The organism is Sphingomonas sp. Leaf32 (assembly GCF_001421765.1).
Lineage (GTDB): Bacteria > Pseudomonadota > Alphaproteobacteria > Sphingomonadales > Sphingomonadaceae > Sphingomonas.
This window is the reverse complement of record NZ_LMLA01000007.1, coordinates 259,763-286,573: the sequence shown is the minus strand read 5'-3', so window position 1 is coordinate 286,573 and position 26,811 is coordinate 259,763. Positions and strand designations below refer to the sequence as shown.

Genomic DNA, 26,811 nt, shown 5'->3' with positions numbered 1-26,811 from the left:
ACCCAGCGCGAAACCTCCCTGCGCCTCCGCGTCTCTGCGCGAAATCTACCTTCTTCTCTTCGCGTCTCCGCGCCTTCGCGTGAAACCGACTCTGTCTACTGCTGTTCGGGCAATTCCGGCAGGATCGGCGACACCGTCACGTCCCCCCGGTCCCCAGCGCGATAGCCAAGGCTCGCCCGCCCCTTCACCGGCCCGGCGACGTCGGCGACCAGATACAGCGGCCGCCGCTTCGATTCGACGTAGAGCCGCCCGAGATATTCTCCAATCATCCCCAGCACGAACATCTGCACGGCGCCCAGGAACACGACGACCAGCATCGTCGACGTCCACCCCTGCACCGCGCTGCCCGAAATCCATCCGATCGCGATATAAGCGAACAGCAGCAGCGACAGACCCGTAAGCACCAGCCCCATATGGCTGGCGAGGCGCAGCGGCGCGGTGGAGAAACCAGTCACCGCGTCGAGCGCGAAGCGGATCATCTTGCCCAGCGGATATTTGCTCTCGCCCGCCAGCCGCTCGTCGCGGTCATAAGGAAACGGCACCTGCCGGAACCCGACCCACGCCACCATGCCGCGAATGAAGCGCGCCTGTTCGGGCAGCGACAATAGCGCGTCGAGCGCCCGCCTGCTCATCAGCCGGAAATCGCCGGTGTCGAGCGGGATCGGCGTATCGGTCACCCGGTCGAGCACGCGATAGAAGGCAGCGGCGGTCAGCTTCTTGAAGAAGGTCTCGCCCTCGCGCTTGCGCCGCACGGCATAGACGACATCGGCGCTCTCGGCCTCCATCACGGCGATCATGTCGCCCAGCAATTCGGGCGGGTCCTGCAGATCGGCATCAATGATGAGGATGCGTGTCCCCGCGCACAGGTCGAGTCCGGCGGTCAGCGCCAGCTGATGCCCATGGTTGCGCGACAGGTTGATCGCGACCAGCCGGGGGTCGGCCGCCGCCAGCCGCTCCATCACCGCCCAGCTCTGGTCCCGCGACCCGTCGTTCACCAGCACGATCTCGTGATCGTCGCCGACCACCGCGCGCGCCGCCGCCGAAATGCGGGTGTGCAGCACGTCGAGGCACGCGGCCTCGTTATAACAGGGGACGACGATGGACAGCGCGGGACGGATCATGGGGGCTGGCGTTACCCCAAGCCGCGCGACAGGAAAAGCCGGATGGCGCAGGCGATCGCACGACGATAGGATGCACCCGCCCCCACGGGAGAATGCCGATGCGTGCGATGCTGCCGATCCTGTTCCTCTCGCTGGCCACGCCGGCCGGCGCGCAAATCTGGGACGGGGGCCGTTCCGCCGTGCGCGAGACGGCGGCCCCGCCCGCCGCCACGTTCGACCGCGATCTGGGCGATATCAACCGGTCGATCCGCAACGGGCGGCGACAGGGCGATCTCAGCCGATCGGAAGCGCGCGCCCTGCGGGCCGAAAGCGCGATGGTCGAACGACTTGCGCGACAGGCACGGGCCGGCGGGCCGGCCTTCGCGAACACCGGCGCGCTCGACCAGCGCACGCGCGCACTGCGCGAACAGATCGCGGCGGCGCGCGCCCGGCCGCGCTGAACCGCGCTTGCAATGTAGGATTTCGCCCGCCAGCGTCCCCGCCCCCGGCAACGACAGGAAGGATGGGCGATGATCGACGCGGCGGTCGGTGAAGGCGGCGCGAACCGTGCGGACGACGTACGCACACTCCAATGGCTGTTGCTGCGCATCGGCATCGATCCGGGCGGGATCGACGGCATCGCCGGCCCGCGCCTGATCGCCGCGATCCGCACCGCGCAGGACCGTTTCGGGATCGAACCCGACGGCCGGGTCGATCCCGGTGGCACCACCCTCGCCCGGCTGCGCGCGGCGCCCGCCCGCTGGGACGGCGACAGCAGCAACTGGCCGCAGGAACGCAAGCTCGCCAGCCTCCACCCCCGGTTCCGCCCGCGCGTGACGGCGGTGATCGCCCGGCTGCGCGCCGAACGGTTCCGGCCGGTCCTCGTCTATGGCTGGCGATCGGTCGCGGTGCAGCAGCGGCTGTTCCGCGCCGGCAGCAGCAAGGTCCGCTTCAGCTTCCACAATGCGCAGACGCCGGATGGCCTGCCCACCGCCTGGGCCGCCGATCTGGTCGACGAACGCTGGTATTGGCGCGAACCCGATGCCCATGTCTTTTTCCGCGCTTTGGGCAAGGCGGCGAAGGCCGAGGGGCTGGTATGGGGCGGCGACTGGAAGTTCCGCGACTGGGCGCATGTGCAGGGCAAGCACAATGGCGAACTGGCGGCGGTACGACGGGCGAGCGGGGCGTAATACCTTGGCGTTACCGGTTATTCATCATCGCCATCTATCCTTGCGGCCATGTCGACCACCGCTCGATCCGGCGCGCCCACCGCCCCCGCATGGCGCGTTTCGCGCCCTGATCGCGGCGCTTCCGCAATCGGCGCGCTCCGCGCCTTCCTGCTGGTGTGCGTCGTGGTCGGCGGCGGGGCGACGCTGGGCCTTGTCACCCGCCATGCCTTTTCCGTCGCCTTCTGGCCGGTCAATGCGATCCTGGTCGGGATCATGCTGCGCGCACCGCATCTCAACCGGCCGGCGGGATGGGCCGGCGCGGCGGCGGGGTTCATCCTCGCCGACCTGATTCTTGGCCAGACGCCGGAACTGGGCGGCTGGTTCGCCGCCGCCAATCTGTCCGGCACCAGCGTCGCCGTGCTGCTGCTCCGCCGACTCGGGGCCAGTGACCTGCGCCTGCGGCGGGTCCATTCGGTCATGCGGATTTCGGTCGGGTTGCTGCCCGGCAGCTTCGCCGCCGCGTCGGTCGGCGCGGCGATGGTCGTCGTGCAGTTCCACGGATCGGCCACCCAGACGGTGATGACGTGGACCGCCAGCGAAATCGCCAACTACCTGATCTTCCTGCCGGCCATGCTGACCGTCCGGCCCCCCTGGCGGGGCGAGCGGCGCGCGGCGATGCCCGCGCCTGTCGTAAAGCCGGTCTGGCCGCTGGTCCTGCTGGCATTCTCCTGTACCCTCGCGGTCTGGTTCGATGGCCCTGGCAGCATCATGTTCCCGATGCCGGCGCTGCTGCTGTGCGCAATGACCTATTCGGTATCGACCGCCGCGCTCATCACCATGGTGCTCGGCAGCGGGTGCATGATTACCATCGGCCTGGGGATGGTCGATATCGGACAGGATCTGTCGATCCCCCGCATGGTCATTTCGGTGCGGATCGCGGTCGCGTTCCTCGCGCTCGTGCCCCTGACGATCAGCAGCGCGATGGCGGTGCGCGACGATCTGATGGCGCAGTTGCAGCAGGCCGCCGACCATGACGGACTGACCGGCCTGCTCAACCGCCGCGCGTTCGAGCATCGACTGCACCGGCGGCTGGACGCCCCGTCGACGCCCGGCGGCGGGCTGGCACTGCTCTGGCTCGACCTCGACCATTTCAAGGCGATCAACGACCGCCACGGCCATCCGGCGGGCGATGCGGTGTTGCGCGCCATCGCCGAAACCATCGCCCAATGCTGCCGCCCCGACGACCTGTCGGCACGGCTGGGCGGAGAGGAATTCGCGCTGGCGCTGCACGCACCCGATGCGCAGGCGAGCGCCGCCATCGCCGAACGGCTGCGCCATGCGATCGCGGCGATCGTCGTGCCGTGGGAGGATACCGGCATCCGCGTGACCGCCAGCATCGGCGCCTGCCACCTCGACCGCTGGCCGGTGGAGCCACAGGCGCTGCTGCGCGGGCTGGACGCGGCGCTGTACCGCGCGAAACATGCCGGGCGGAACCGGATCGAATGGCTCGATCCCGCTGCGCTAGCCCTACAGGCCGCATAGGGCCGGTCGACATTCAATGTATCGGTGCGCGATGTTCGTGCGAAGCGGCGAAGCGAAGAAAGAAGATGGTTCGCGCGGAGGCGCGGAGAACGCAGAGAACGGCGCTTGACGCAAAGCGACACTCTCCTCATCGACGCAACGATGTCGGGCCGACCGGTAATCGACCCTGCGACCAGCCACGTGCGCGAGTCCTCCGCGCCTCCGCGCGAAAATTCGACTTCCGGGGGTTTTCGCCGTCGTCGCGTGGACATCTCCCACCGGCGTCTGAATGTCGATCCGTCCGGTGACCGATCGACATTCCCATCTGTATCGTCACCCCGGACCTGTTCCGGGGTCCACTATGCCACAAATGCTGTTGTTGGAGCCTCAAAGCGCACCGATTGCCGCGCGATGGACCCCGGAACACGTCCGGGGTGACGACGGGGCGTACGTAGCCCGGCGATCACCCTCGGATCGGCTGAATGTCGATCGGCTCCAGCTTCGTCAGCGCCCATTGCGCCGCTTCGGCGACCACCGCGTCCGGGTCGCCGCACGCCGCGCGCACCGGGTCGATCAGCGCCGGATCGCCGCTATTGCCCGCCGCGATCAGCGCGTTGCGCACCATCCGGTTGCGCCCGATCCGCTTGATCGGCGACCCCCGGAACACTTCGCGAAAACCGGCATCGTCCAGCGCGATCAGGTCGGCCAGGCGCGGCGCGGCCAGTTCCGCCCGTGCCGCGAACGCCCGGTTCGCCGCCGCTGCTGCCGCGAACTTGTTCCACGGGCACACCGCCAGGCAGTCGTCGCAGCCATAGATGCGGTTGCCTACCCCTTCGCGCAGGTCGAGCGGGATCGGTCCGGCATGTTCGATCGTCAGGTACGAGATGCAGCGCCGCGCATCCAGCCGGTAGGGCGCGGGAAAGGCCCCCGTCGGGCAGGCCCGTTGGCACGCATCGCACGACCCGCAGCTGTCGCGGCCCGCCCGGTCGGGGGTCAGGTCGAGCGTGGTGTAGATCGCGCCGAGGAACAGCCAGCTGCCATGGTCGCGGCTGACCAGATTGGTGTGCTTGCCCTGCCACCCCAGCCCCGCCGCCTCCGCCAGCGGCTTTTCCATCACCGGCGCGGTATCGACGAACACCTTTAGGTCGCAGCCCGATTCCTGCGCCAGCCAGCGGCCGAGCTGTTTCAGCGCTTTCTTCACGACGTCATGATAATCGCCGCCCTGCGCATAGACCGAAATCCGCCCCCGGTCGCCCACCCCCTCCAGCGCCAGCGGATCGCTGGCCGGTGCATAGCTCATGCCCAGCGCGATGACCGACCGTACGTCGCTCCACAGGCCGGCGGGCGATCCGCGCTGTTGGCTACGCTCCTCCATCCAGATCATCGACCCGTGCCGCCCCTCGTCCAGCCACTCCCGCAACCGCTGCGCGGTGCGCGGCGCGGCGTCGGCGCGGGCGATGCCGCACGCGACGAAACCGCATTCGGCCGCCTTGGCGCGAATCCGCGCGACAATATCGATGGGGCGGGCCTTGTCTTGGATCACTTCCCCCCGCTACGCTTTTCACAGCGCACGCTAAAGAGCGTCGTTTGGGGGGATAGCGGTTGCGCGACGAACATCTGGCCTTGCACGCGACCGGACTGGTCAAGCGCTTCGGCGACCGGCGGGTCGTCGACGGCATCGACCTGTCCGTGCCCACCGGCGCGGTGTACGGCGTGCTCGGCCCCAATGGCGCGGGCAAGACGACGACGCTGCGCATGTTGCTGGGCATTATCGAACCCGATGAGGGCACCCGCACGCTGCTCGGCCACCGCTCGCCCCGCGACGCGTCGGACCAGGTCGGCTATCTGCCCGAGGAACGCGGCCTCTATCCCGGCATGAAGGCGCGCGAGGCGATCGCGTTCATGGGCGCGTTGCGCGGCCTCGACTGGTCGGTCGGGCGCAAGCGTGCGGCGACGATGCTCGAACAGGCGGGCCTGGGTCATGCGATCGACAGCAAGATCCGCAAATTGTCCAAGGGCATGGCGCAATTCGTGCAACTGCTCGGCAGCGTAGTGCACCAGCCCGATTTCCTCGTCCTCGACGAACCCTTTTCCGGTCTCGATCCGGTCAATCAGGAACGGCTGGAGGCGCTGATCCGCGCCGAGCGCGACCGGGGCGCGACCATCCTGTTCTCGACGCACGTCATGGCCCATGCCGAACGGCTGTGCGACCGGCTGTGCGTCATCGCCGGGGGGCGTCGCCGCTTCGAAGGGACGGTGGACGATGCCCGCGCGCTGCTGCCGATGAAGGCGCATTATGTGCCGCATCGCCCCGCGCCCGGTATCGCGGGCCTGCTGCCCACCGATGCGCAGGAGGATCGCGGCGGCTGGCGCTTCACCCTGCCGGCGGACGGCATCGAAGGAATATTGGTGCGGTTGATCGACGCGGGCTACGGTATTTCGGGGCTGTCGATCGAACGGCCGGGGCTGCACGACGCATTCGTTCGGATCGTCGGCGATGCCGCGCGGGAGGATGCGGCATGAACAATCCGCGCAAGCTGATCCGCCAGACGCTGACCATCGCCCGGCGCGATTTCACCGCGACGGTGATGACGCCGATGTTCCTCCTCTTCCTGCTCGCCCCGTTGCTGTTCGCCGGCTTCGGGGCGATGGGCAGCCTGGGAGCGATGACCGTCGGCCAGACCGCGGAGGGCAAGGAAAAGCTCTACGCCATCGCCACGCCGGCGGATGCCGCGCGGCTGCGGGCCGCCGACGCGCGAATCCGCCCCGCCATCGCCGACGAACGCGGCCTGCCGCCGCTCGCCACCATCGCCCCTGCCGCCGATCCCCCCGCACAGGCGCGCGCGCTGCTGTCCGATCCGGCGGTGGACGTCCCCTCGGTCCTCTACGGTCCGCTCGACCGGCCGCAGCTGATCCATGCCAACGTGACCTCCACCACCGTCAAATATCTGGCGGCGCTGGCCGAACAGGCGGAGCGCGATCGTCGGACCGGCCTGAACGGTGCCCCCCTGTCGCGACCGACCTTCACCCGCGTCGAACGCGACAGCACGTCGCTGGGCGGCAAGAGCGCGGCGGGCACCTTTGCCGTCGTCACACTGTTCGTCGTTACGCTGATGCTGGCGGGGCAGGCGGTCGGCACCATGGCGGAGGAACGCTCGAACAAGGTGATCGAGGTGCTGGCCGCCGCCGTGCCGCTCGAATCGGTGTTCCTCGGCAAGCTGATCGGTATGTTCGGCGTGGCGATCCTGTTCCTCGCCTTCTGGGCGACGGTCGGGGCCAATATCGGCGCGCTGCTGCCACCCGCCTTTGCCGAAGGGCTGTCGGGCATCGCGCCCGCGATCGGCTTTCCGGGGTTCGTGCTGCTCTACATCCTGTATTTCACCCTTGCCTATATGCTGCTCGGGTCGGTGTTCCTGACCGTCGGCGCGCAGGCGACGACCCCACGCGAAATCCAGATGCTGTCGCTGCCGATCACCATCTTCCAGATGGCGATGTTCGGCTTCGCACTGGCCGCGATCGGCCGCCCCGACAGCTGGGTCGCGACGGCGGCCGAGCTATTCCCGTTCAGCTCCCCCTTCGCCATGGCCGGCCGCGCCGCGACCAGCGCCGACATCTGGCCGCACGTCGCGGCGCTCGCATGGCAGTTGTTGTGGGTCGCGATCACCATCAGTTTGGGTGCGCGGCTGTTCCGGCGCGGGGTGCTGCAATCGGCGGGACCGAAGTGGAAGTGGTTCCGGCGGGGGTAGGTCGCGGACGACCTTCTACCGTCACCCCGGACGTTTTCCGGGGTCCACCTGCCAGCGCACGCCGTCGATACAGCCTCCAGCCGCACCGATCGCCGCACCGTGGACCCGGAACAAGTCCAGGGGACGATGAGGAAAGCGTATCGATACGGCCTAGTCAGAGCCACTGCGGGATCGGCCAAACCAGTTGACGATCCAGCGAACCGCTACGAACAGCGCGACCCCGACGATGACCGTCGGCAACGTACCACCCTTATAATCGCTTCCTGCCATACCGGCACGCTGATCGAATGGCGACGTCGCGGCAAGCGCCGCTTACTTCGTCACCAGCGTCACGATCGACAGCCCCGGCGGCATCGGTACCCGGCCGATCAGGAACCGCTCCAGCCGGAAGATCGCCTCGAACGCGGTGTTGAGCGGCTTGGGCGGGGGCGAATCGTCGCTGTCGTCCTTGCCGCGGATCTTGCCCGCGACCCGCGCCGCCACGGCGGCGGGGAACAGCAGCGAGTTGAAATAGCGCAGGCCGTTATGCTTCAGCCCCGCATCCGCGATCGCCCTGGCCAGCGTCGCCTTCGAATAGCGGCGGTGGTGGTGGTTCACGACGTCGTGCGCGCTCCACATCCACTGGTGCGCCGGGACCGTGACCAAAATCTTGCCACCGGGCGCCAGCCGGTCGGCCATGCCGCGGAACGTCGCGACGTCGTCCTCGATATGCTCGACCACGTCCAGCACCGCGATCATGTCATACTGGCCGGTCACGCCGGCCAGCGTCGGCAGCGGCGCGGTACCGACCGGCTTGCCCAGCCGTTCGCTGGCGATTTCGCGCGCGGCCGGATCGATCTCGATCGCGTCGACCTCGCCGAACGCGCCCAGCATCGGCAGGTTGTGGCCGGTGCCGCACCCGATCTCCAAAATGCGCGCGTCGGGCTTCAGGCCGGCATAGCGGTCGACATAATCGGCCAGGATCTCGCGGCGGGCGCGATACCACCAATGCGTCGAGTCGTGCGCCGCCATGCGGTCGTAAACGATGCGGTCCATCTTATCCGAATACCCATGAACGATTGAGCGCGAAGGTGGCGAAGGGCGTGACCAGCACGGCGGGGATCAGCGGCGTCCAGTCCGCGAGGCCACCCAGATCGACCATGCCAAGGGTGAAGAGGCCGTTCAGCACCATGCCGAACCCCTGCACCAGCAGAAACTTGATCGGCTGCCCGGCGCCTTCGGTCCGCGTGCCGTGCCCCTGAAAGCTCCAGCGGCCGTGCGCGAACCAGCCGAAGGTCGCCGCGACCACGAACGCCGGGATCACCGCGACGAACGCATAGCCGGTCGGCACGACATGATAGACCAGCGGCAGATAGACCGCCGAATAGACGCCCGTCGCCAACAGCCCGACGATGCCGAAGCGGATCAACTGCCCCAGCATCCCGTTCGCCATCAACCGTTCGATCCGCGCGATCACCCGCGTGCCACCCTTGTCCTTTGCGCGCCATCCGATACAGCGCTTGGCCACCGCCACCATGGCGGGACAGCCGCCGTAGAATGCGCGGCGGTCTGGGGAAAGCGATTTTGACCGACATGCCCGCGCGCCGCAACGAACTCGACCGCCACTGGGGCCGCTGGCTGTTCCTTGCCTGGGTGGCGATCGCCGCGTGGTTCCTGTGGCAACGCTGGAACGCGGTCCACTGGCTCGCCCTGTCGGACACCGACGACAATATGCGGCTGATGCAGGTGCGGGCGTGGATGGGCGGTCAGGGGTGGTACGACCTGCGCCAGTATCGGCTGAACCCGCCCGGCGGCCTCGACATCCACTGGTCGCGGCTGGTCGACCTGCCGATCGCCGGCCTGATCCTGTTGCTCAAACCCTTTGCCGGGCCGGTCTGGGCGGAACGCCTCGCGGTCGGCATCGCGCCGCTGCTGCCGATGGGCGTCGCGATGGCGGCGCTGGCGGCGACGGTGCGGCGGCTGGTGGCGCCGGTCGCGTGGCCGCTCGCGGTGGTGTTCCTGCTCGGCTGTTCGTCGACCCTGCTGATGTTCATGCCCGAACGCATCGACCATCACGGGTGGCAGCTCGCCTGCCTCGCCTGGACCGTCGCAGGTCTTGCCGATCCGAAGCGCGCGCGCGGCGGGATGGTCGTCGGGCTGTCGTCGGCCTGTTCGCTCACCATCGGCCTCGAACTCCTGCCCTATTGCGCGATGGCCGGGGGGATCGTCGCCTTGCGCTGGGTGTGGGACAGAGCGGAGGCACGGCGGCTGACCGTCTATGGCGCGACGCTGGCGGGAGCGAGCGCAGTGGGCTTCGTCGCCTTCGCCTCCAACGCCAATTACGCCATGCGCTGCGACGCCCTGACCCCGGTCTGGCTGTCGGCGGTGGTGGCCGGCGGCGCGGCGCTGGTGCTGCTGGCGTGGATCAGCCCCCGGGCGTGGGCGGTGCGGCTGGTGCTGGCGCTGGTCGCGGGCGGTGCGCTGGCGGCGGCATTCGCGGCGCTGTTCCCGCAATGCCTCGGCCGCCCCGAAGGCATATCGGAGGAACTGGCGCGCACCTGGTTGAACAACGTCCGCGAGGCGAAACCGCTCTACACCATGCCCGGCCGCACGATCCTGCTGATCGTGACCGGCCCCATCATCGGCCTGTTCGGGGCGATCTTCGCGACGTGGCGCGCGCGCCGTTCGGCCAGTTTCGTCGGCTGGGCGGTGACCACGCTGTTCACCCTGTTCGCGGTGGCGATGCTGTTCTGGCAAATCCGATCGGGTCCCGCTGCACAGCTCCTGGCGATCCCCGGAACGGTTGCGCTCGCCTGGATGGTGATCCCGTGGCTGCTGTCGCGCAACAGCGCGGCGGTGCGCGTGCTGGGAACGGCGGCGGCGGTCTCGCTCCTCCTGCTCGGCAACCTTGCCGTCGATCAGGTCGGCAAGCTGTTGTCGAAGCTGCCCGACAGCGGCCTTGCCAGGCACGTCCGCATCGCGCCGCAGGACGCCCGCACCAAACAGGTGCTGCGCGCCGGTTCACGCTGCGCCAGCCTGCCCGCGCTACAGGCGCTCAACCGCATCCCGGCGGCGGTGATGTTCACCCATGTCGATCTCGGCCCCCGCCTGATCGTCGCGACGCACCATGACGGCATCACCGGCCCCTATCACCGCAACGGCGACGCGATCCTCGACGTGCACCACGCATTCCAGGGCGATCCGGAAAACTTCCGCATCATCGCCCGCCGACATGGTGCCACCTATCTGCTGACCTGTCCCAACATGGCCGAAACCACCGTCTATCGCGCGCGGTCGCCCGGCGGCTTCTACGACCAGCTGGCGCATGGCAAGGTGCCGGCATGGCTGGCCCCGGTGGCATTGCCCAAGGGGTCGCCGCTGAAACTGTGGCGGATCGAATACCGATGATCCCGCCGGCCGTCACCGCCTATTGGCAACGGGCGTTCGGCAGCGGCCGATGCGTGTTCGACGACGGACGGCTTTCGCTGCGTACCGACGATTCGCTCGGCGAAGCCTATGTGATGATCCTGACCCGGTACGACGGCACGGCCGCGGTCGCGATCGCGCCGGCGCTGGCCGAACGCACCGGCCTGTCCGACACCGGCCCGATTTCGCTCGCTGACATTCGACAACGACTGACGGAAAGCGGCATCCCCTTGCACGATCCCGACCACCTCTTTTACCGCTCGCCAGCGGCGACGCCATTGCCAGAGCCGCACATCGTCCGACGGCTCTGCCCGGACGACCGGGACGCGTTTGAACGGTTCCGCGACGCAGCTTCCGATCAGGACCTCGACGACGCATGGGTCGAGTTCGACCATCCGGTCGTGTTCGGCGGTTTCGACGGCGACCGCATAGTCTGCGCCGCCAGCATGTTGCGCTGGCGCGAAAGCCCGCTGGGCGACCTCGGCGTGCTAACGTTGCCCGACGCGCGCGGTCGCGGTCTTGGCCGGGCGGTGGTCGGCGTGATCGTCGACCATGCCGCCGCTTCGGGGCTGGAACCGCAATATCGTTGTCAGACCGACAATATCGCCTCGATCGCGCTTGCCCGTTCGGCCGGGTTCGAATCGCTGGGCGAATGGGAAGTCATCCGCACTCCGCACGACTGACGCGTTCCGACTGCTCGGAAGCCGCGCCATCCCCGAACGCAAAAACGCCCGCCCCCTTTGCGGGGACGGGCGTCGAAGCCTGCAGGGAGCAGAACCGTCTTAGCGGGCGGCAACCTGTGCCGCGCTCGGCAGCGGCTTGGCGATGCGGAAGCGGACCGCGCGGCCGCCGACGTCACCGGTCACGGTGCGGTCGCACACGACGAGGCGGAACGGTTCGCCGGTCGACTTGATGGTCCCCGACAGCACGGTGTCGCCCTTGTCGGTGACGGTGCGGCTGTAATCGAACTTGTACCCGTCGCGCTCGATCTCGGTGGCCGACGCGAGGGTCGGGATCAACATGCCCGCAGCGACGAGGGCAACGCGAAAGGCGGCGGCGGCGGCAAGGCTGCGCATGGGTCTGTCTCCGGGTTTGAAAGGATCCGACGCTCGGGCGCCGTTCGTTACCGGAGAAATGCATGGTGCAGCGCAATATCGCAACTGCACAGGTCTTCAGCGCAATTGCAGAAAACGAAATCGTTATTCGGGCAGGAAGCGATGCACCACGTCGCGCGCCACCCGCACCGGACGCTTGGTGATCGCATCCAGCGAACACCAGGTACTCTGCACCTCGGCCAGCACCTCCTCGCCGCGCTTGATAAGCGTCGAGAAATAGGCGCGCACGCCCTCAACCCGCTCGGCCACGACCGTCGCGACGATCGGATCGTCGAGGAAGGCAGGCCGGCGATAGGTGATCTCGTGCTTCAGCGCGACCCACAGATGCTTGGCGACCGCATCGGCCGGCGCGACCCGCTCCCAATAGGCGACGACCGCGTCCTGTACCCATGACAGATACACTGCGTTATTGACGTGACCCATATGGTCGATGTCGCCCGGCGCGACGGCGAGCGGATGCTGGTGTGACATGCGAATGGGGATGGGGCTTGCTGACAGGCGAGTCAACGAGGCTGCTCTCGATTCCAAAACCGTTCGTCCTGAGTAGCCGCTGAGCCTGTCGAAGCGGCGTATCGAAGGACCGCCTCAGGTGCTTCGATACGAGTCTTCGACAGGCTCAGCCTCTACTCAGCACGAATGGAGGTTTTGACCCAGCAGCCCTAAGCCTTCCCCACCACGCTCTCGGGCAGGTCCTTGCCGAACACCCGCTGATAATATTCCGCAACCAGCGCCCGCTCGGCTTCGTCGCATTTGTTCAGGAACGACAGCCGGAACGCGAAGCCGACATCGCCGAAGATCAGCGCATTCTGCGCCCAGGTAATCACGGTGCGGGGCGACATGACGGTCGAGATGTCTCCGTTGACGAAACCGCGCCGCGTCATGTCGGCCACGCGCACCATCTTCTCGACCGCTTCCTTGCCCCCGACCTTGTCATACTCGCCCGACTTGGCCAGCACGATCCGCGCCTCGGTCGCGGCGGGCAGGTAGTTCAGCGTGACGACGATGTTCCACCGGTCCATCTGGCCCTGGTTGATCTGCTGCGTACCGTGATACAGCCCGCTGGTATCGCCCAGACCCACCGTGTTGGCGGTCGCGAACAGCCGGAAATAGGGGTTCGGCCGGATCACGCGATTCTGGTCGAGCAGGGTCAGCTTGCCCTCGGTTTCGAGCACGCGCTGGATCACGAACATCACGTCGGGGCGGCCGGCGTCATATTCGTCGAACACCAAAGCGGTTGGCGTCTGCAACGCCCAGGGGAGCAGCCCTTCGCGGAACTCGGTGACCTGCTGCCCGTCCTTCAGCACGATCGCGTCGCGCCCGATCAGGTCGATGCGGCTGATATGCGCGTCGAGGTTTATGCGGATGCACGGCCAGTTCAGCCGCGCCGCGACCTGTTCGATATGGGTCGACTTGCCGGTGCCGTGATAGCCCTGCACCATCACCCGCCGATTGTGCGCAAAGCCCGCCAGGATCGCCAGCGTCGTGTCGGGATCGAATACATAGGCGGGATCGGCGTCGGGCACGCGTTCGTCGGCGATCGAAAAGGCCGGCACTTCGAGGTCGCTGTCGATGCCGAACATTTCGCGCACCTTCACCATCCGGTCGGGTGCGCTCAGGATCGTGGTGTCGGACGGCTGGGGCGGGGTATCGGTGGTCATGCGGGCCTTTCGCGTGGGCGCCAAGCGATGCGCCGCGGCGGTCTTTAGGACGAAGCGGGCCGCCTACTCAACCTTCGGCGGCAGTTGGAACAGCGTGACGAACCGTTCGGCGATGGCACGGTTCCCCACCAGCGCGATTGCCCCTTCGTTCACCGCCGCCGGAAGCGGCCTGCCGCCGAAGACGACCGGCAGGAACGCCGGCGGTCGCCCCGACAGCGTGGCATCCACGTCGTCGGCCACCCCGCGCGATACCGCCAGCACGCCTGCCGCCAGATCGGCGACATAGGGATCGTCGCCCAACCGGAACGCGATTCGCGCCCGCCAGTCCCCTGCCCGTTCGGGCCGCAGCAGCATTTTCAGCGACAGCATCAGCGACACCGCCGAAAACGGCAGCGTCGGGTCGTGCGTCGGCGACCGGAGCGCCCATCGGGCCAGCGCCAGCACCACCGGCTCCGCCTCCCGCCCCCATGGCGTCAGTGCGTAGACCTGCGCATTGACGGGCGACGGCAGCCGCCGGCGCTCGACGATCCCCGCCGCCTCCAGCCCCGCCAGCCGCTGCGTCAGCACGTTCGCGCTGATCCCCGGCAGGCCCGCGCGGATTTCGCCGAACCGGCGCGGCCCCAGCAACAATTCACGAATCAGCAGCAACGCCCACCGTTCGCCGACATACTCCATGCCCAGCGCGGCTCCGCAGGCATCGTCATACCGCCGCTTCGCTTGCCTGGTTACTTTTTCTAACTCCATCGTTGCATTTCGTAATCGATGGGCGCACGCAACACAAACAGCGATTCGTCACGACCTTGGGAGAGGGTGTCATGCCGAAGATGATTTTCGTGAACCTGGCCGTCACCGACGTCGCGGCCGCGACCGCCTTCTACGAAGCGATCGGTTTCACGAAGAACGAACAATTCTCGAACGAGCGCGGATCGGGGATGGTCTGGTCCGACACCATCCACGTCATGCTGCTCGACCGGGATTTCTACGCCACCTTCACGCCCAAGCGGATCATCGACGCGCATACCGAAAGCGGCGTGCTGCTGGCGCTGTCGTTCGACGACCGGGCGGGCGTCGATGCGATCACCCAAGCGGCGATCCTCGCGGGCGGACGCGAGCTGCATGATCCGCAGGACGAGGGCTATATGTACAGCCGCGCCTTCGCCGATCTCGACGGCCATGGCTGGGGTCCGTTCACGATGGACGTGACGGCGTTCGCCGGGCAACAGGGGTGACCCGCCCGGTCATCACCGCCTTCGACTGGGTCCCTGATTTCGCCCGGGGCCAGGTCCGCGACCTGCGCGTCCGCTGGATATTGGAGGAAGCGGGACAGGCCTATGACGTCCGCTACCTGTCGCAAGGCGCGCAAAAGGGTGCCGAGCACCGCGCGCGCCAACCCTTCGGACAGGTGCCGACCTATCAGGACGGCGACCTGACTCTGTTCGAATCGGGCGCGATCCTGCTGCATGTCGCCGAGCGCCACGGCGTGCTGCTGCCGGCCGATCCGGCGGGCCGGGCACGCGCGACCGAATGGCTGTTCGCCGCGCTCAACACCGTCGAGCCGCCGATCATGGACCATGCCATCGCCACCCTGTTCGAACGCGACCGCCCCTGGTCCAGACCGCGCCTGCCCGCGATCGAGGCACGGATCGCCGAACGCTTCGGCGAGGTCGCCGCGCGGCTGGGCGAGCGGGAGTGGTATGACGGCGCCTTCAGCATCGGCGATCTGATGATGGTCGCGGTGCTGCGGATCATGGCGGACAGCGCACAACTCGCCGCGCATCCGACGCTGGTCGCCTATGTCGAACGCGGCACCGCCCGCCCCGCCTTTCGCCGCGCGATCGCCGCGCAACTGGCCGGATTCACCGGCGCACTGCCCGCCGGCTATGCGCAATGGGCGGCCAGGGGAGACTGTACATGACCTATATCGACGGGTTCGTGACCCCGGTACCGCACGGCAACCGGGCCGCCTACGAAGCGCATGTCGCAAAGGCGGCGGCGATCTTCGCCGACCTGGGCGCCACGCGGCTGGTCGAATGCTGGGGCGACGACGTCCCCGCCGGCCAGCATACCGACTTCGCGCGATCGGTCGCGTTGCAGGAGGGCGAGGACGTCCTGTTCAGCTGGATCGAATATCCCGACCGTGCGACCCGCGATGCGGCGGGCGCGGCGATGATGGCTGATCCGCGCATGGCCGACCTCGACATGCCCTTCGACGGCAAGCGCATGATCTATGGCGGGTTCGACGGCGCGATGGTCAGCGGAGACGACGCCACGCCCGGCTATGTCGATGGCTGCCTGACCCCGGTCGCCGCCGCCGACCGCGACGCGTACCTCGCCTTCGCGGCCGAATCGGCACGGGTCTTTCGCGACCATGGCGCGCTGCGCGTCGTGGAGGGCTGGGGCGACGACGTGCCGCCGGGCACGCGGACCGACTATGCCCGCGCGGTCGATCTGCAACCGGGGGAGGTCGCCTGCTATTCGTGGATCGAATGGCCGTCGAAGGACGCGCGCAATGCCGGCTGGCAGGCGGTGATGGCCGATCCGCGCATGGCCGACCGCGCCATGCCCTTCGACGGGAAACGCATGATTTACGGCGGTTTCACGCCGATCTTCGACCGCAGCATGGGAGCAGGCGCATGAACCGGCAGGGCGATTTCATCTGGTATGAACTGCTGACCCGCGATGTCGACGCGGCGGCGGCCTTTTACGCCGACGTGATCGGCTGGACCGTGCAGGATTCGGGCACGCTGGGCATCGACTACCGCCTGTTCGTCGCCCCGGACGGGCAACCGGTCGCCGGGTTGATGGCCATGCCGACGCCGATGCCCGCCCCGACCTGGCTCGGCTATGTCGCGGTCGACGATGTCGATGCGGCGGCGGCGGCGTTCGTGGGCGCGGGTGCAACGCAGCACATGCCGCCGACCACCCTGCCCGGCGTCGGCCGCATGGCGATGCTGACCGATCCGCAACATGCCGCGCTCTACCTGATGCGCAGCGACAATCCCGCGCCCAGCACCTCCTTCTGCGGATCGGACCAGGCGACGCCCGGCCATTTCGTCTGGAACGAACTGACCGCCCCCGATCAGAACCGCGCCATCGCCTTCTACGCCGACCGGTTCGGCTGGCGACAGGAGGGCGGGATGCCGATGGGGCCGCTGGGCGAGTACAAGTTCCTGCACAACGACACGACCTGCATCGGTGCGGCGATGGGCATGGTGCCCGGCGGACAGGCCGGCTGGCAATATTATGCGCTGGTGGGCGACATCGACGCCGCCGCCGCACGGATCGTCGCGGGCGGCGGGCAGGTGCTGCAGGGGCCGGACGAAATCCCGGGCGGCAGCTTTTCGGTCGTCGCCAGCGATCCGGTGGGCGCACGCTTCGGACTGGTCGGCCCGCGCGCATGAGCAGGCTGCAACTGTGCCTCGTCATCAACGGCCGCGCGGAGGAGGCGGTCCGCTTCTACGCGGCGACCTTTCCCGAAACCGCGATCGGACGAATCCATGCCGCCGGCAGCGACTTTCCCGGCGGCAAGGCGGGCGATCCGCTGGTCGTCGAATTCACCCTCCTCGGCCAGCCCTGCTTCGCGCTGAACCATGGGCCGCCGACGCCTTTTTCCGACGCGATCTCGTTCCAGGTGCTGACCGGCGATCAGGCGGAAACCGACCGCTACTGGGACGCGATCGTCGGGGATGGCGGGCAGGCGCGCGACTGCGGGTGGTGCCGCGACCGCTTCGGCCTGTCGTGGCAGATCACACCGCGCGCGTTGATGGAGGGGATGGCCGATCCCGATCCGGCGGTCGCCGGGCGGGTGATGCGGGCGATGATGACGATGCAGAAGATCGACATTGCGGCTATCGAGGCGGCCCGAACGGGAGATACTCCATGACCATCGAACACGAACTCGCCATCGAACGCCGCATCCCGGCACCGGTCGATACCGTCTGGCGCGCCTGGACGCAGCATCTGCCGACCTGGTGGGCACCCCGGCCCTGGACGACCGAATTGCTCGGGCTGGACCTGATCCCCGGCGGCCGCTTCGCCACCACGATGCGCGGCCCGGGCGGGGAAGCGATGACCGGCGAGGGCGTGATCCTCGACGTCGTGCCGCACGAACGCATCGCCTTCACCAATGCCTTTGCGCCGGGCTGGATTCCGCAGCCGCAGCAACTGGCGTTCGTCGGCCTCTTCACCTTCGCGCCCGACGGCGACGGCGCGACCCTGTACCGCGCCGCCGCCCGTCACTGGGACGCGGAAACGGCGACGATGCACGCAGAAATGGGGTTCGAGGGCGGCTGGGGAATAGTCGCGCAGCAGCTGGAGGCGGTGGCGCTGGGGCTGGGTTGAGGGCTGCCGATGTAACCAGCAACCGTTCGTCCTGAGTAGCCACTGAGCTTGTCGAAGGGCGTATCGAAGGACCGTTTGCGGCAGAATGCTTCGATACGGGTCTTCGACTGCCCTCAGCCCCTACTCAGCACGAACGGCTGAGGCTGGGCCAATATCCTCACGCAAACGCCACCGCCCCCTTCAACTGCTGATACGCCGCGATCACCTGCCGCAACGCCGCCTCGTGGCTGCGATCCCCGCCGTTCCGGTCCGGATGATATTGCCGCACCAGCTCCGAATAGCGTTTGCGCAAGGCCGTCCGGTCGACATCGACCGCCAGCCCCATGACCTTCAGCGCGGAGCGGTCCGCCGGGCTGAGCGGCCGCCCATCCTGCCGTTCGGCCCGCGCCTCGCGCACGCCGCGGAACTTCGCGCCGATCGCGTCCAGCGGATCGGCGAAATCGGCCCAGGCCGGCCCCGGATCGGTTCCCGCACGGGCAAAGGCGCGCGTTTCCCGCTCCCACCCGGCATAGGGCCGCTGGGCGTCGTGGATCTCCTCCGCCGTCATGCCCGCGAAGTAATTATACCCCGCATTGAACGCCCGGATATGGTCGAGGCAGAACCAGCGATAGGCGTTCGGCCGGTCGCCGCCCTGCGGCGCGCCCTCCAGCGGCGGCGCACGGAACTCACCCGCCTCCGCGCATCCGGGCACTTCGCAGGGCCGGCCGTTCGCCTCCATCCGCCCGTGGAACCGGGCAGTGGGGCGATCCTTGGAAACTCTCTCGCGCGCCACGCGACTCCCTTTGGCAAAACGCGTTATATAGGTCGAATGACCGACACCGCTACCATGCCGCTCGCCACGCTGATCGACGTCCGCCTGCGCGAAGCCCTTTCGCCTGCCCGGCTGACCGTGACCAACGACAGCCATCATCACGCTGGCCATATGGGCGACGACGGCACCGGCGAAACCCATTTCTCGGTCGACATCGTCGCCGACGCCTTCACCGGCCAGTCGCGCGTCGCGCGGCAGCGGCTGGTGAACCGTGCGCTGGCCGACCTGCTGGCGACCCGCATTCACGCGCTGGCGATCCGCGCCCGCGCCCCTGGAGACAGCGATTGATCTATGACCTCTGGTACTGGCCGACCATTCAGGGACGCGGAGAGTTCATCCGCCTGCCGATGGAGGCCGCCGGCATCGATTATCGCGACTGTGCACGGGTGGAGGGGGTGGAGGCGATGCAGCGCCATCTAGCCCGCATCCCGCGCGCGCCCTTTGCCCCGCCGTTCCTCGAATTCGACGGGCTGCGCATCGCGCAGGTCGCCAACATCCTGCAATATCTGGGCGAACGCCACGGCCTTGCCCTGTCCAGCATCCGCGACCGGCAATGGTCGAACCAGTGGCAGCTGACCATCGCCGATCTGGTGAACGAAGTGCACGCCGTGCATCACCCGGTCGCGATGTCCGCTTATTATGACGAACAGCGGCCGGAGGCGGCGCGCACCGCGCAGCAGTTCCTGAAGGAACGCCTGCCCAGATATCTGCGCTATTTCGACACGCTGATCGGCGAACATGATGGGCCATGGGCGATCGACCATCGCTGGACCTATGTCGATACCTCGCTGTTCCAGATCGTCGAGGGGCTGCGCTATGCCTTTCCCCGGCGGATGGCGACGCTGGCGCGCGACCTGCCCCGCCTGATCGCCCTTCGCGACCGCGTGGCGGAACTGCCGGGCATCGCCGCCTATCTTGCCAGCGACCGCCGGATCGCGTTCAACACCGACGGCATCTTCCGCCATTATCCCGAACTGGACGCCGACTGATGGAAAACGACCGTTTCTTCCTGCAGACGATCCAGCCGGTGACCCACGATCTGGGCGGGTTCAAGGTGCATCGGACGCTACCGACCCGGACGCGGACGATGGTCGGCCCGTTCATCTTCTTCGACCAGATGGGTCCGGCCGAGCTGGACCCCGGACAGGGCATCGACGTCCGCCCGCATCCGCACATCAACCTCGCCACCGTCACCTATCTGTTCGGCGGGGCGATCGACCATCGCGATTCGCTGGGCACCTATGCCCGGATCGAACCCGGCGCGGTCAACCTGATGACTGCGGGCCATGGCATCGTCCATTCCGAACGATCGCCGGCGGACGAACGCGCCGGCGGCCCGCTGCTGTCGGGTATCCAGACGTGGCTGGCGGTGCCCGAGGACCGGGAGGAAATGGACCCGGCGTTCGAACATGTCGAAGCCGCCAAGCTGCCGATCGTCTCCGCCAGCGGCGCCACCGCGCGCGTGGTCATGGGCGACCTGTGGGGCGTCTCCGCCCCCACCACCCAATATGCCGCGACCATCTATGCCGACATCGTGCTGGAGGGTGGCGGCGCGATCCCGATCGACGCGGGGGCCGACGAACGCGCGCTCTACCTGACGCATGGCGACGCGGCGCTGGACGGCGTGCCGCTCGAACCGATGACGCTCTACGTCCTGCGCCCCGGCATCGCCGCCACGCTGCGATCGTCCGGCGGCGCACGGGTGATGCTGTGCGGCGGGGAGGCGTTCACGACCCCCCGCTTCGTCTGGTGGAACTTCGTCTCGTCGCGCCGCGACCGCATCGACCAGGCGAAGGCCGACTGGAAGGCGGGCAATTTCCCCAAGGTGCCGGGCGATGCCGAGGAGTTCATCCCCATCCCCGAAGTGCCGAAGACGGTCAGCTACCCATGACCCCCCTCACCCGCATCGCCTTGTCGACCGGCGTGTCGCTCGACGTGGCGGTGGCGGGGAAGCGCACGCGGCCGGCGATGATCTTCCTCCACGGCTTTCCCGAATCGCACCGGACGTGGCGGCATCAACTGTCCGAATTCGCCCGCGATCACTATGTCGTCGCCCCCGACCAGCGCGGCTATGCCGGGTCGGACAAGCCGCCGGCGGTCGCGGACTATGCGCCGGCCAAACCGGTCGCCGACCTGATCGCGCTGGCCGATGCGCTGGACATCGATCGCTTCACCTTGGTCGGGCATGACTGGGGCGGCGCGATCGCGTGGATGGCGGCGCTCAACCATCCCGACCGGATCGAACGGCTGGTCATCCTGAACGCGCCGCATCCGCTGATCTTTCAACGCTCGCTGTTCGACGACCCGGATCAGCGCGCCGCCAGCCAGTATATGACCCGCTTCCGCGACACCGCGCTGGACCAGGGGCTGGTCGGCGCCGGGCTGGAACGCTTCTTCGCGACCGGCTTCGCCAAGTTCGTCACCCGCACCATCGCGGGCGAGGACAAGGCGGCCTATCTGACCGAATGGGCCAATCCCGGCGCGATGACCGCAATGCTCAACTGGTATCGCGCCTCGTCGATCGTCGTACCCGCGCCGGGCGAAACGCCGGCACGCCCGGCCTGGCTCGACGCCCCCTTCCCGCCGGTGACGCAGCCGACGCTGGTGATCTGGGGCACGCAGGATCAGGCGTTGTTGCCGGTGCAATTGGCAGGATTGGGCGAGTATGTGCCCGTCCTGACGGTGGTGGAGGTCGAGGCCGGGCATTTCGTGCCGTGGGAGGCGCCGGAGGCGGTGAATCGGGCGATCCGGGGGTGGCTCACTACGCATCCCGAAGCCTCCACCGTTTGTGCTGGGTGAGGCAGCGCGCCACCCACCCGTTCGTGCTGAGTAGGGACTGAGCGAAGTCGAAGGCCCGTATCGAAGCATCCTCGGCGCGGGTCCTTCGATACGCCCCTTCGACAGGCTCAGTGGCTACTCAGGACGAACGGGATGGCGGTAGGTACACCCCTTCCCTGCACCCACACCCGCCCCGTTCGTTTCGAGCAGCTTCGAGCTTGTCGAGAACGGCCCGCGTGGGGCACCCCCTCCTCGATAGGCTCGAACCTGCACTCGAAGCAAAAGGACGGAAGGGAGGGGCCGGACGAATCTACGCCCGAACCTGCTTCGCCACCGAATCGAGCAGCCCGTTCACGAACCCCTTCTCGCGCCGGTCATAGAACGCATCGGCCACGTCAAGATATTCGCTGATGACCGCCGCCACCGGCACATCGACCCGCGCCAGCAACTCGTACGTGCCCGCGCGCAGGATCTGGCGCATCGGCTTGTCCAGCCGGTCGATGGTCCATCCGCTCGACAGCTTGGTCGAAATCAGCGCGTCGATCTCTTCGCGGCGGGCATCGACGCCCTTGACCACATCGTCGAAGAAATGGACGTCGGCCTCGGCATATTCGACGTCCTCGATCGTCGCGCCCAGCCGGTGCTGGTGAAATTCGTGGAGCAGCGCCGGGATCGGCGTCGCTTCCATCTCATGCTGGTACAGCGCCTGGACGGCGGCCAACCGGGCGGCGGCGCGGGCCTGACGGGCGCCGCGCGGACGGGAATTCTTGCTGGTCATAAGCGCCGCCCCATAGACCCACCTTGGGGGCCAAGTCGAGGGGCCGCTTTCCTACATGCCCGCTCCGTGCCAGCATCGCCCCAAGCTCTTTGAACCGTCCGCCCGCCGCACGCCCCGATCCACCCGGCGCGCGAATTGCGCACGAGTGTGAACTTTGTGAACTTTGGCGCGAAAGCTGGTCGCCCGCCGCCTCGAACGTCATCCCAGCGAAGGCTGGGATCTCCCGGTAACGAAGCGCCCTCCTCGCCGCAAAAGGCCCCGGCCTACGCTGGGGCGACGCGCATTTGAAATGTGTGGCGAGTGTGAACTTCGTGAACTTTGGGGCGAAAATACTCCCCTCCCCGACAAGGGAGCGGGGGGGTAGGTAGGCCTGCGGCAACCGAAAGCCCCGACCTAAGCCCGCCACGGGCAAAGCCCGTGGCGTCGGATGGCGCTGCCAGCGCCACCGGCCGGACGCGCCTGTTACGGCTTGGCGCAGCTCCGCTACGCCTGGTCCGGCGCGCCCAACCGGATCGCCACCGACCTCGCGTGCGCCGGCAACCCCTCGGCCCCGGCCAGCGTCACCGCCGCCGGCCCGATCTTCGCCAGCGCCGTCGCGTCCAGCCCCAGGAAACTGGTGCGCTTCATGTAATCCAGCACCGACAGCCCCGACGCGAACCGCGCCCGCCGTCCGGTCGGCAGCACATGGTTCGGTCCCGCGACATAATCGCCGACCGCTTCGGGCGTATAGCGGCCGAGGAACACCGACCCGGCATGGCGCACCGCCTTGAACAAAGGTTCAGGGTCCGCGACCGCCAGTTCCAGATGTTCGGGCGCCAGTCGATCGACCAGCGGGATCGCATCAACCAGCGTCGGCACGATCACGATCGCCCCGTTCGCATCCCAGCTCGCCCGCGCCACCTGTCCGGTGGCCAGCTCGGCGATCTGCCGGTCGACGGCTTCCGCCACCGCATCGGCGAAACCCGCATCGTCGGTGAACAGGATCGACTGGCTGGTCGGGTCATGCTCGGCCTGGCTGAGCAGGTCGGCGGCGATCCATTCCGGATCATTCTGCCCGTCGGCGACCACCACGATCTCCGATGGTCCCGCCACCATGTCGATGCCGACGACGCCGTACAATTGCCGCTTGGCCTCCGCGACCCAGGCATTGCCCGGCCCGGTGACGACATCGACCGGCCTGATCCGGTCGGTGCCATAGGCGAGCGCGGCGATGGCCTGCGCCCCGCCGATCCGCCACACCTCGTCCACCCCCGCCAGCGCGGCGGCGGCGAGGACCAGCGGATTCACTTCGCCCTTCGGCGTCGGCGTCACCATCACGATCCGCTCGACCCCGGCGACCTTGGCCGGCACGACGTTCATCAGCACCGACGATGGGTATGCCGCCCGTCCGCCGGGGACATAGACCCCCGCCGCCGCGACCGCGCTCCACCGCGCGCCCAGCCGCACGCCGTCGGCGTCGACCTCGTCGCGATCCTCGGGCCGCTGCTTGGCATGATAGGCGACGATCCGGTCGTGCGCCAATTCCAGCGCCGCCCGCAATTCGGGCTCCAGCCCGGCCAGCGCCGCCTCGCACGTCGCCCGCTCGATCCGCCATCCGGTCGCGTCCGGATCGTGCCCGTCGAACTTCTCGGTAAAGGCCCTGACCGCCGCGTCGCCATCGTCGCGCACCGCGCGCAGGATTGCGGTGACGTCACGCGCCACATCGCTGTCCGCCTCGCGCCGGGCATCGACCAACGCGGCGAAGTCGGCGGCGAACCCCGCCGCGCCCGCATCCAGCCGGATCATGCCGCCACCGCCCGGCGGAACGCATCGACCAGCGGCACGACCTGTTCGCGCGTCTTGAACGCCGCGCGATTGACGACCAGCCGCGACGTCACCTCGGCGATGGTTTCGACTTCCACCAGGCCATTCTCCTTCAGCGTCCGTCCCGACGACACCAAGTCGACGATGCGCGGCGCCAGCCCCAGCACCGGGGCCAGTTCCATCGCGCCGTTCAACTTCACGCACTCCGCCTGAACGCCCCGCGCGGCGAAGTGGCGCTGGGTGGTATGCGGATATTTGGTGGCGATGCGCACATGGCTCCACCCGCGCGGATCGTCGGTCGCGGCCATGCCGGCCGGTTCCGCGACCGAGATACGGCAATGCCCGATCTTCAGGTCGACCGGCGCGTACAGTTCCGAATAGTCGAACTCGGCCAGCACGTCCGACCCGACGATGCCCAGCTGCGCCGCGCCATGCGCCACGAACGTCGCCACGTCGAAGGCGCGCACCCGGATCAGGTCGATGTCGGCGCGGTCGGTGCGGAAGCGCAGCGCCCGGCTGTCGGGATCGCGGAACGCCGCTTCGGGCACGATGCCGGCCCGCGCGAGCAGCGGCATGGCTTCGTCGAGGATACGCCCCTTGGGCACGGCGATGATGATGGGATCGGTCATGGGCACGCCGGGCTTTACTTGGGGCGCACGGCGGGCGCAACACGCGGCCCATGGCCGACGAACCGACGAATCGCGAAGCCTTTCGCCAGCAGGCCGCGTTCTGCGCGGCGATGGACGCACCGATCACCGCGAGCGTCTGCGCCGCGCTCGCCGATGCGCTGACCCGCGACAGCGACACCGGGCGACGGACGCTCGACTGGCCGGGCGAACCGATCCCCGACGCGTTGCCGCTGCGGCTGGTCGGCGGGCTGCACGCACTGGCGCGCACCGGCGTCGATCCCGGCCTGACCACGCTGTTCGCCGGGGAGGGCGACGCGCCAGCGATCCTCGCCCGCGTGCTGACCGATCATGACGCCGCGCTGCTGCCCTGGCTCGACGGTCCGCCGCAGACCAACGAACCGATGCGATCGGGCGTGCTCATGGCCGGGCTGCTCGCCGTCGCGGCGCGCCATGGTCCGGCGGTCGAGTTGCTGGAGATCGGGTCGAGCGCCGGGCTGAACCTCCTGATCGACCGCTATCGCTTCGATCTGGGCGGGGTGACGGTCGGCCCACCCGACGCGCCGGTCACGATCCGTCCCGACTGGCGCGGCGCACCGCCACCGCCCGAGCCGCTGCGCATCGAACGGGTACGCGGCGTCGACATCCAGCCGCTCGACGCGACATATCCTGCGGTCGCCACCCGCCTCGCCGGCTATATCTGGGCCGACCAGCCCGAGCGGCAGGCACGCCTGACCGCCGCCACCCAGATGCAGCGCGCCCGGCCGGTCGATCTGGTGCAGGGCGACGCGGTCAACTGGCTCCGCGAACGCCTGTCCGAACCGCAGGCGGCGGGCATCACCCGCGTCCTGATGCACTCAGTCGTCTGGCAATATCTGGGTGACGATCGCCGCGCGGCGATCACCGCGATGATGGAGGCCGCCGCCGCCCATGCCACGCCAGACCGCCCGCTCGCCTGGGTCCGGATGGAGCCGGACCGCGTATTGCAGCGGCAGGAACTGATCGTGCAGAGCTGGCCCGGCCACGGCACGCCCCGGATGCTCGCCACCGCCCATGCCCATGGCGCGTGGATCGCGGGCGGGTGACCGAAGCCGACTTCCTCGCCGCGCTGCGCCGCCTGCCGCTTCACGCCGGGGCACACGGCCTCAGCGACGACGCCGCGCATCTGGGCGACCTCGTACTCACCAAGGACCTGCTGGTTGCGGGGGTGCATTTCCTTGCCCTCGACCCGCCCGCCGACGTCGCGTGGAAACTGGTCGCGACCAACCTGTCCGACCTCGCCGCCAAGGGCGCGGTGCCGGTCGGGGTGATGCTCGGCTATCCGATCGGCGACGACGCATGGGACCGCGCCTTCCTGACCGGCCTCGACGACGTGTTGCGCACCTACGACTGCCCGCTGCTCGGCGGCGACACGGTGAAGCTGCCCCCGCAGGCCCCGCGCATCCTGTCGCTGACCGCGATCGGCCGCAGCGCCCATGCGCCGCGTCGCGACGGCGCGCGCGTCGGGGACGGCCTGTGGATAACCGGCACGGTCGGCGATGCCGGCGCGGGCCTCGCCATCGCGCAAGGAGCGGCGGGACCGCCCAGCCTGCTCGCGCGCTATCGCCGTCCGACCCCGCGCCTTGCCGAAGGACAGGTCCTGGCTCCAGTCGCTCACGCGATGATGGATGTGTCCGACGGCCTGCTGATCGACGCACGGCGGATGGCGGCGGCCAGCGGCCTTGCGGTGACGATCGACCTCGCGCTGGTGCCGCTGTCGGACGACCTCGAGGCATTCGGCCACGACGCCCTGACCGCCGCGACGGCCGGCGACGATTACGAGTTGCTCTTCGCCTGCGACACCCAGCCGCCGGTCGCCGCCACCCGCATCGGCACGTTCGCGTCAGGCAAAGGGCTGACGCTGCTCGACGGCGGCCGTCCCATCCCCCTGCCCGACCGCCTCGGCTACCAGCACTAAATC

31 protein-coding genes are annotated in these 26,811 nt (G+C 68.4%); 19 read left to right on the top strand and 12 right to left on the bottom strand.

Translation table 11 applies throughout. The annotated features are described in order from the left end of the window. Positions 1–95: 95 nt before the first annotated feature. Positions 96–1,121 carry a glycosyltransferase family 2 protein gene (locus tag ASE83_RS09080; protein ID WP_055788480.1) on the bottom strand — a complete coding sequence of 342 codons (1,026 nt, stop codon included), beginning with the start codon at positions 1,119–1,121 and terminating at the stop codon, positions 96–98. 98 nt (positions 1,122–1,219) lie between these two features. On the opposite strand from ASE83_RS09080, the gene ASE83_RS09075 reads away from it, so the two are divergent. The 3 genes from ASE83_RS09075 (at position 1,220) to ASE83_RS09065 (ending at position 3,811) form a co-directional block, all read left to right on the top strand. After that, positions 1,220–1,561 (top strand): hypothetical protein, encoded by a 342-nt coding sequence (locus tag ASE83_RS09075; protein WP_156352956.1) that lies wholly within the window; start codon positions 1,220–1,222, stop codon positions 1,559–1,561. Positions 1,562–1,630: 69 nt separating this feature from the next. Further along, positions 1,631–2,290: a peptidoglycan-binding protein gene (locus ASE83_RS09070; protein ID WP_055788474.1), complete on the top strand. Its 660-nt coding sequence runs from the start codon at positions 1,631–1,633 to the stop codon at positions 2,288–2,290. A gap of 48 nt (positions 2,291–2,338) precedes the next feature. Continuing rightward, complete coding sequence (locus tag ASE83_RS09065) at positions 2,339–3,811, top strand: GGDEF domain-containing protein (protein WP_055788470.1); 1,473 nt, start codon at positions 2,339–2,341, stop codon at positions 3,809–3,811. 442 nt (positions 3,812–4,253) lie between these two features. Here ASE83_RS09065 and queG read toward each other — a convergent pair whose 3' ends face one another. Next, the gene (gene queG, locus ASE83_RS09060; RefSeq protein WP_055788467.1) at positions 4,254–5,333 is read right to left on the bottom strand and encodes a tRNA epoxyqueuosine(34) reductase QueG; all 1,080 of its coding nucleotides are present in this window, start codon (positions 5,331–5,333) and stop codon (positions 4,254–4,256) included. Between the two features lie 59 nt (positions 5,334–5,392). On the opposite strand from queG, the gene ASE83_RS09055 reads away from it, so the two are divergent. After that, positions 5,393–6,313, top strand: a complete 921-nt coding sequence (locus ASE83_RS09055) for an ABC transporter ATP-binding protein (RefSeq protein ID WP_055788464.1) — start codon at positions 5,393–5,395, stop codon at positions 6,311–6,313. After that, positions 6,310–7,536 carry an ABC transporter permease gene (locus ASE83_RS09050; RefSeq protein WP_055788461.1) on the top strand — a complete coding sequence of 409 codons (1,227 nt, stop codon included), beginning with the start codon at positions 6,310–6,312 and terminating at the stop codon, positions 7,534–7,536. Before ASE83_RS09055 ends, ASE83_RS09050 begins: the two co-directional genes overlap by 4 nt. Positions 7,537–7,848: 312 nt before the next feature. Here ASE83_RS09050 and ASE83_RS09045 read toward each other — a convergent pair whose 3' ends face one another. Then, on the bottom strand, positions 7,849–8,571 hold the full coding sequence (locus ASE83_RS09045) for a class I SAM-dependent methyltransferase (protein ID WP_055788458.1): 723 nt from the start codon (positions 8,569–8,571) through the stop codon (positions 7,849–7,851). A 1-nt stretch (position 8,572) separates the two neighbouring features. Next, the gene (locus ASE83_RS09040; protein ID WP_235513192.1) at positions 8,573–9,043 is read right to left on the bottom strand and encodes a GtrA family protein; all 471 of its coding nucleotides are present in this window, start codon (positions 9,041–9,043) and stop codon (positions 8,573–8,575) included. A gap of 65 nt (positions 9,044–9,108) precedes the next feature. On the opposite strand from ASE83_RS09040, the gene ASE83_RS09035 reads away from it, so the two are divergent. Next, positions 9,109–10,923 carry a hypothetical protein gene (locus ASE83_RS09035; protein WP_055789233.1) on the top strand — a complete coding sequence of 605 codons (1,815 nt, stop codon included), beginning with the start codon at positions 9,109–9,111 and terminating at the stop codon, positions 10,921–10,923. Continuing rightward, complete coding sequence (locus ASE83_RS09030) at positions 10,920–11,624, top strand: GNAT family N-acetyltransferase (RefSeq protein ID WP_055788455.1); 705 nt, start codon at positions 10,920–10,922, stop codon at positions 11,622–11,624. The genes ASE83_RS09035 and ASE83_RS09030 overlap by 4 nt, the downstream gene beginning before the upstream one ends. Positions 11,625–11,723: 99 nt before the next feature. Here ASE83_RS09030 and ASE83_RS09025 read toward each other — a convergent pair whose 3' ends face one another. The 4 genes from ASE83_RS09025 to ASE83_RS09010 all read right to left on the bottom strand — a co-directional run bounded on the left by ASE83_RS09025 (position 11,724) and on the right by ASE83_RS09010 (position 14,458). After that, a complete protein-coding gene (locus tag ASE83_RS09025) occupies positions 11,724–12,017 on the bottom strand; it encodes a hypothetical protein (RefSeq protein ID WP_055788452.1) in 294 nt (97 codons plus the stop codon). A gap of 123 nt (positions 12,018–12,140) precedes the next feature. Further along, entirely contained in the window at positions 12,141–12,527 is a 387-nt protein-coding gene (locus tag ASE83_RS09020) for an acyl-CoA thioesterase (protein ID WP_055788449.1), read from the bottom strand. A 188-nt stretch (positions 12,528–12,715) separates the two neighbouring features. Continuing rightward, entirely contained in the window at positions 12,716–13,714 is a 999-nt protein-coding gene (gene cobS / locus ASE83_RS09015) for a cobaltochelatase subunit CobS (protein WP_055788446.1), read from the bottom strand. A 63-nt stretch (positions 13,715–13,777) separates the two neighbouring features. Continuing rightward, on the bottom strand, positions 13,778–14,458 hold the full coding sequence (locus ASE83_RS09010; protein WP_055788444.1) for a winged helix-turn-helix transcriptional regulator: 681 nt from the start codon (positions 14,456–14,458) through the stop codon (positions 13,778–13,780). A gap of 71 nt (positions 14,459–14,529) precedes the next feature. Between ASE83_RS09010 and ASE83_RS09005 the strand changes: the two genes are divergently transcribed. From ASE83_RS09005 to ASE83_RS08975, 6 genes are read left to right on the top strand one after another with little or no spacing between them, the layout of a single operon-like run. Further along, the gene (locus tag ASE83_RS09005) at positions 14,530–14,943 is read left to right on the top strand and encodes a VOC family protein (RefSeq protein WP_055789230.1); all 414 of its coding nucleotides are present in this window, start codon (positions 14,530–14,532) and stop codon (positions 14,941–14,943) included. Next, positions 14,940–15,629, top strand: coding sequence for a glutathione S-transferase family protein (locus tag ASE83_RS09000; protein ID WP_055788441.1), 690 nt, complete (start codon positions 14,940–14,942; stop codon positions 15,627–15,629). The genes ASE83_RS09005 and ASE83_RS09000 overlap by 4 nt, the downstream gene beginning before the upstream one ends. Further along, on the top strand, positions 15,626–16,351 hold the full coding sequence (locus ASE83_RS19070) for a DUF1428 domain-containing protein (RefSeq protein ID WP_082443253.1): 726 nt from the start codon (positions 15,626–15,628) through the stop codon (positions 16,349–16,351). The genes ASE83_RS09000 and ASE83_RS19070 overlap by 4 nt, the downstream gene beginning before the upstream one ends. Further along, the gene (locus ASE83_RS08985; RefSeq protein WP_055788438.1) at positions 16,348–17,115 is read left to right on the top strand and encodes a VOC family protein; all 768 of its coding nucleotides are present in this window, start codon (positions 16,348–16,350) and stop codon (positions 17,113–17,115) included. Before ASE83_RS19070 ends, ASE83_RS08985 begins: the two co-directional genes overlap by 4 nt. Beyond that, positions 17,112–17,597 carry a VOC family protein gene (locus tag ASE83_RS08980; protein ID WP_055788434.1) on the top strand — a complete coding sequence of 162 codons (486 nt, stop codon included), beginning with the start codon at positions 17,112–17,114 and terminating at the stop codon, positions 17,595–17,597. The genes ASE83_RS08985 and ASE83_RS08980 overlap by 4 nt, the downstream gene beginning before the upstream one ends. Next, on the top strand, positions 17,594–18,055 hold the full coding sequence (locus ASE83_RS08975; RefSeq protein ID WP_055788431.1) for an SRPBCC domain-containing protein: 462 nt from the start codon (positions 17,594–17,596) through the stop codon (positions 18,053–18,055). The genes ASE83_RS08980 and ASE83_RS08975 overlap by 4 nt, the downstream gene beginning before the upstream one ends. Before the next feature lie 157 nt (positions 18,056–18,212). Here the strand turns inward: ASE83_RS08975 and ASE83_RS08970 are convergent, their stop codons facing one another. Next, positions 18,213–18,773, bottom strand: a complete 561-nt coding sequence (locus ASE83_RS08970; RefSeq protein ID WP_200921880.1) for a J domain-containing protein — start codon at positions 18,771–18,773, stop codon at positions 18,213–18,215. 90 nt (positions 18,774–18,863) lie between these two features. On the opposite strand from ASE83_RS08970, the gene ASE83_RS08965 reads away from it, so the two are divergent. From ASE83_RS08965 to ASE83_RS08950, 4 genes are read left to right on the top strand one after another with little or no spacing between them, the layout of a single operon-like run. Next, on the top strand, positions 18,864–19,154 hold the full coding sequence (locus ASE83_RS08965; RefSeq protein ID WP_055788425.1) for a BolA family protein: 291 nt from the start codon (positions 18,864–18,866) through the stop codon (positions 19,152–19,154). Continuing rightward, positions 19,151–19,855: a glutathione S-transferase gene (locus tag ASE83_RS08960; RefSeq protein ID WP_055788420.1), complete on the top strand. Its 705-nt coding sequence runs from the start codon at positions 19,151–19,153 to the stop codon at positions 19,853–19,855. Before ASE83_RS08965 ends, ASE83_RS08960 begins: the two co-directional genes overlap by 4 nt. Next, positions 19,855–20,757: a pirin family protein gene (locus ASE83_RS08955; RefSeq protein ID WP_055788417.1), complete on the top strand. Its 903-nt coding sequence runs from the start codon at positions 19,855–19,857 to the stop codon at positions 20,755–20,757. Before ASE83_RS08960 ends, ASE83_RS08955 begins: the two co-directional genes overlap by 1 nt. Beyond that, entirely contained in the window at positions 20,754–21,665 is a 912-nt protein-coding gene (locus ASE83_RS08950) for an alpha/beta fold hydrolase (protein ID WP_055788415.1), read from the top strand. Before ASE83_RS08955 ends, ASE83_RS08950 begins: the two co-directional genes overlap by 4 nt. A gap of 289 nt (positions 21,666–21,954) precedes the next feature. Here ASE83_RS08950 and nusB read toward each other — a convergent pair whose 3' ends face one another. From nusB to hisG, 3 genes are all read right to left on the bottom strand, one after another. Further along, positions 21,955–22,422 (bottom strand): transcription antitermination factor NusB, encoded by a 468-nt coding sequence (gene nusB, locus ASE83_RS08945; protein WP_055788413.1) that lies wholly within the window; start codon positions 22,420–22,422, stop codon positions 21,955–21,957. A gap of 483 nt (positions 22,423–22,905) precedes the next feature. Further along, positions 22,906–24,207 carry a histidinol dehydrogenase gene (gene hisD / locus ASE83_RS08940; protein ID WP_055788410.1) on the bottom strand — a complete coding sequence of 434 codons (1,302 nt, stop codon included), beginning with the start codon at positions 24,205–24,207 and terminating at the stop codon, positions 22,906–22,908. Continuing rightward, entirely contained in the window at positions 24,204–24,854 is a 651-nt protein-coding gene (hisG, locus tag ASE83_RS08935) for an ATP phosphoribosyltransferase (RefSeq protein WP_055758115.1), read from the bottom strand. The genes hisD and hisG overlap by 4 nt, the downstream gene beginning before the upstream one ends. Positions 24,855–24,904: 50 nt before the next feature. On the opposite strand from hisG, the gene ASE83_RS08930 reads away from it, so the two are divergent. Together ASE83_RS08930 and thiL are read left to right on the top strand one after the other, a co-directional pair. After that, a complete protein-coding gene (locus ASE83_RS08930; protein ID WP_055788406.1) occupies positions 24,905–25,936 on the top strand; it encodes a DUF2332 domain-containing protein in 1,032 nt (343 codons plus the stop codon). Then, on the top strand, positions 25,933–26,808 hold the full coding sequence (thiL, locus tag ASE83_RS08925; RefSeq protein ID WP_055789223.1) for a thiamine-phosphate kinase: 876 nt from the start codon (positions 25,933–25,935) through the stop codon (positions 26,806–26,808). The genes ASE83_RS08930 and thiL overlap by 4 nt, the downstream gene beginning before the upstream one ends. Positions 26,809–26,811: the final 3 nt, after the last annotated feature.

Bases quoted from the DNA above. Each gene is read 5' to 3' on its own strand.
- ASE83_RS09075 (WP_156352956.1), top strand. From the start codon at position 1,220: ATGCGTGCGATGCTGCCGATCCTGTTCCTCTCGCTGGCCACGCCGGCC.
- ASE83_RS09080 (WP_055788480.1), bottom strand. From the start codon at position 1,121: ATGATCCGTCCCGCGCTGTCCATCGTCGTCCCCTGTTATAACGAGGCC.
- ASE83_RS08965 (WP_055788425.1), top strand. From the start codon at position 18,864: ATGACCGACACCGCTACCATGCCGCTCGCCACGCTGATCGACGTCCGC.
- ASE83_RS08930 (WP_055788406.1), top strand. From the start codon at position 24,905: ATGGCCGACGAACCGACGAATCGCGAAGCCTTTCGCCAGCAGGCCGCG.
- ASE83_RS09065 (WP_055788470.1), top strand. From the start codon at position 2,339: ATGTCGACCACCGCTCGATCCGGCGCGCCCACCGCCCCCGCATGGCGC.
- ASE83_RS09050 (WP_055788461.1), top strand. From the start codon at position 6,310: ATGAACAATCCGCGCAAGCTGATCCGCCAGACGCTGACCATCGCCCGG.
- hisD (WP_055788410.1), bottom strand. From the start codon at position 24,207: ATGATCCGGCTGGATGCGGGCGCGGCGGGGTTCGCCGCCGACTTCGCC.
- ASE83_RS09035 (WP_055789233.1), top strand. From the start codon at position 9,109: ATGCCCGCGCGCCGCAACGAACTCGACCGCCACTGGGGCCGCTGGCTG.
- ASE83_RS09005 (WP_055789230.1), top strand. From the start codon at position 14,530: ATGCCGAAGATGATTTTCGTGAACCTGGCCGTCACCGACGTCGCGGCC.
- cobS (WP_055788446.1), bottom strand. From the start codon at position 13,714: ATGACCACCGATACCCCGCCCCAGCCGTCCGACACCACGATCCTGAGC.
- nusB (WP_055788413.1), bottom strand. From the start codon at position 22,422: ATGACCAGCAAGAATTCCCGTCCGCGCGGCGCCCGTCAGGCCCGCGCC.
- ASE83_RS08985 (WP_055788438.1), top strand. From the start codon at position 16,348: ATGAACCGGCAGGGCGATTTCATCTGGTATGAACTGCTGACCCGCGAT.
- ASE83_RS08980 (WP_055788434.1), top strand. From the start codon at position 17,112: ATGAGCAGGCTGCAACTGTGCCTCGTCATCAACGGCCGCGCGGAGGAG.
- ASE83_RS08970 (WP_200921880.1), bottom strand. From the start codon at position 18,773: ATGGAGGCGAACGGCCGGCCCTGCGAAGTGCCCGGATGCGCGGAGGCG.
- ASE83_RS19070 (WP_082443253.1), top strand. From the start codon at position 15,626: ATGACCTATATCGACGGGTTCGTGACCCCGGTACCGCACGGCAACCGG.
- ASE83_RS08975 (WP_055788431.1), top strand. From the start codon at position 17,594: ATGACCATCGAACACGAACTCGCCATCGAACGCCGCATCCCGGCACCG.
- hisG (WP_055758115.1), bottom strand. From the start codon at position 24,854: ATGACCGATCCCATCATCATCGCCGTGCCCAAGGGGCGTATCCTCGAC.
- ASE83_RS09020 (WP_055788449.1), bottom strand. From the start codon at position 12,527: ATGTCACACCAGCATCCGCTCGCCGTCGCGCCGGGCGACATCGACCAT.
- ASE83_RS08950 (WP_055788415.1), top strand. From the start codon at position 20,754: ATGACCCCCCTCACCCGCATCGCCTTGTCGACCGGCGTGTCGCTCGAC.
- ASE83_RS09025 (WP_055788452.1), bottom strand. From the start codon at position 12,017: ATGCGCAGCCTTGCCGCCGCCGCCGCCTTTCGCGTTGCCCTCGTCGCT.
- ASE83_RS09070 (WP_055788474.1), top strand. From the start codon at position 1,631: ATGATCGACGCGGCGGTCGGTGAAGGCGGCGCGAACCGTGCGGACGAC.
- ASE83_RS09045 (WP_055788458.1), bottom strand. From the start codon at position 8,571: ATGGACCGCATCGTTTACGACCGCATGGCGGCGCACGACTCGACGCAT.
- ASE83_RS08955 (WP_055788417.1), top strand. From the start codon at position 19,855: ATGGAAAACGACCGTTTCTTCCTGCAGACGATCCAGCCGGTGACCCAC.
- ASE83_RS09010 (WP_055788444.1), bottom strand. From the start codon at position 14,458: ATGGAGTTAGAAAAAGTAACCAGGCAAGCGAAGCGGCGGTATGACGAT.
- ASE83_RS09030 (WP_055788455.1), top strand. From the start codon at position 10,920: ATGATCCCGCCGGCCGTCACCGCCTATTGGCAACGGGCGTTCGGCAGC.